Raw genomic sequence first — 1,653 nt, forward strand, 5'->3', positions numbered from 1 at the left:
CCCTAGGAGCCTGCTGAATAATCGGTGGTGGTTTCGGCGTGGGATGAGCGGGTTTCGCCTGGTGAGCTGGGATCCTGAGGGTATGCAGGGTGAGCCGGATCGCCAGGGTGAGTTTCTGGATGTGAACTCGGTAGTCGGTCATTTGCTGGCCGAGGGCAGCGTGTTCGCGTTTCTCGCCGCCCATCGCGAGCAGTTGTTTCCCGCGGAGTTGTTCGCGGACCTGTTTCCAAGTGGGAGGGGCCGCCCGTCGATCCCGCCGGCGACGATGGCCTCGGTGATCGTGTTGCAAACCCTGCACGGCTTGTCGGATCGGGAGGCTGCTGATGCGGTGACCTTCGATCTGCGATGGAAAGCGGCGTGTGGATTTGTGTTGGGCGACAAAGGTTTTCACTCGTCCACGCTGACGTATTGGCGGCGACGCCTGGCGGCCAGTGATCGTCCGCACCGCATTTTCGAGGTGGTGCGTGAGGTCATCACCGCGACCGGGGTGCTCGCGGGCAAGCATCGTCGAGCCCTGGATTCGACGGTCTTCGATGATGCGGTGGCCCGCCAGGACACCGTCACCCAGTTGATCGCCTCGATCCGACGGGTCACCCGCGAGGTCGACGGCGGGGCTGCGGTGGTCATCAATCGGGCCACCCGCCTGGCGGAGTTGACCGGCGCGGGCTACGACCGGCCCGGCAAACCGCGGATCGCCTGGGATGATGAGGCCGCCCAACAGGACCTCATCAGCGCCCTGGTCGAAGATGCTCTGGCCGTGCTCGACGGTCTCGACCTCGAGGCCATCGGCAAGAAGCCGGACAACGAGGTCGAGCAGCAGGCGGTGGCGTTGCTGGCGTTGGTCGCCGGCCAAGATGTGGAACCGGCACCCGGCTCAGATGGCACTGACGGACGCTGGCGCATCGCGAAGAAGACGGCTCCGGATCGGGTGATCTCCACGGTCGATCCCGAGGCGCGTCACGCCCATAAAACCCAGTCCCGACAGCAAGACGGATTCAAAGGGCACATCGTCAATGAACCCGATACCGGGCTGATCACCGAGATTGAGATGACCAAGGCCGCCGGTCCGGACAATTCCGACGGCGCGGTCGGCGCGCGATTGTTGCTGGCCGATCCCACCATCGATGACACCGCCGATACCCTCGAAGCGCTGGGTGATTCAGCCTATGGAACCGGTGACATGCTGGCCACACTGGCACCGACCCGCTGGAGTGCGGTGATCAAACCCTGGCCGCACCAGCCGGCGATCGCCGGTGGTTTCGTTCTCGATGACTTCGCCTTCGATGCCGACGCGAACACGTTGACCTGTCCCAACAATCTGACCCGACCGATCAGCCCGAAAGGGCGGGTCACGTTCGGCGCGGGCTGCCGCGGTTGCCCACTGCGGTCACAGTGCACCACCTCGGTCACCGGTCGCACGATCACTGTCGGTAAGCATCACCAGCTTCAGCGTGAACACCGACATCACTTCACCACCAGCACCATTCAACAGACTTACCGGCAGCATCGCCCAATGGTCGAACGCACGATCGCCTGGCTGACCCGCGGCAACCGGCGCGTGCCCTACCGCGGAATCGAACGCAACAACAACTGGCTGCACCACCGCGCCGCCGGAATCAACCTGCGCCGACTGATCACCCTCGGACTGACCAC

Annotated in this window: 1 protein-coding gene; it reads left to right on the top strand. The window is 64.2% G+C overall.

Annotation, left to right across the window (positions count from 1 at the left end; genetic code table 11):
- Nucleotides 1–82: 82 nt before the first annotated feature.
- A partial coding sequence (locus tag GORHZ_RS29155; protein WP_006339638.1) for an IS1182 family transposase occupies nucleotides 83–1,653 on the top strand: 1,571 nt, incomplete at its 3' end.

Source organism: Gordonia rhizosphera NBRC 16068 (assembly GCF_000298195.1).
Taxonomy (GTDB): domain Bacteria; phylum Actinomycetota; class Actinomycetes; order Mycobacteriales; family Mycobacteriaceae; genus Gordonia; species Gordonia rhizosphera.